Genomic DNA, 935 nt, shown 5'->3' on the forward strand with positions numbered 1-935 from the left:
ACGCATGATCAGGAGGTAACTGATCATGCCCTGGAACCAAGAGTCCCCTATGAACCAACGAATCAAGCTGGTCGTCGACTGGCTTTCTGGCGATTACACAAAAAGCCAGCTGGCACGCCGCTTCAACGTTAGTCGGCCGACCGTGGATAAATGGATTTCTCGGCATGTTGACGGCGATTTAAAGTCGTTGGCCGAGCTTTCCCGGCGTCCTCATCACAGCCCAAACAAAACTGACGACGAGATATTGGCCCGCATCGTGGCAATGAAAGACGCTCACGATAAATGGGGGCCGAAGAAGATTATCGAGCTATTACGAATCGATGACCCTTGCACCGCCTGGCCCTCTCCAAGTACGGCAGGTCAATGGCTTGAACGGCTCGGGTTAGTCAGTAAACGGCGCTTCAAGCGCCGACACGGCACCTCTCACAGAGAAATGCGAGAAGCAAACGAACCCAATAAGACGTGGTGTGCTGACTACAAAGGGCAATTCAAGATGCTCGACGCACAGATGTGCTTCCCTTTGACCGTTACAGACCACGCCTCCCGCATGATTTTGGCGTGCAGGGCCCATCCCAAGATCATGACCAAGCCGGTAAAACAGGCCTTTGAGAGGCTTTTTCAGGAATATGGAATGCCGGACGTCATTCGTACTGACAACGGTGTTCCCTTCGCCTCTCCGGGCTTGGCAAGAATGTCCACCTTGGCAGTTTGGTGGATCCGATTAGGTATCTATCCGGAACGAACGATGCCGGGAAGACCCGCCCAGAATGGTCGCCATGAGCGAATGCACCGTAGCTTGAAACTTGAGTTGCCGTTAGGGAAAAACTTGATAGAGCAGCAGCTTTTGCTGGAGCACTTCAGGCATGAGTTCAATTACGTGCGGCCTCATGAAGCACTCGGTATGAAACGTCCTGGAGAGCTGTATGTGCCATCTA

1 protein-coding gene is annotated in these 935 nt (G+C 52.8%); it reads left to right on the forward strand.

Annotated elements, in window-relative coordinates:
• Positions 1-25: 25 nt before the first annotated feature.
• Positions 26-935, forward strand: a 910-nt coding sequence (locus C9383_RS04970; protein ID WP_107338853.1) for an integrase core domain-containing protein, incomplete at its 3' end; no start/stop codon positions are given.

The organism is Pseudomonas palleroniana, from assembly GCF_003031675.1.
Classification (GTDB): domain Bacteria; phylum Pseudomonadota; class Gammaproteobacteria; order Pseudomonadales; family Pseudomonadaceae; genus Aquipseudomonas; species Aquipseudomonas palleroniana.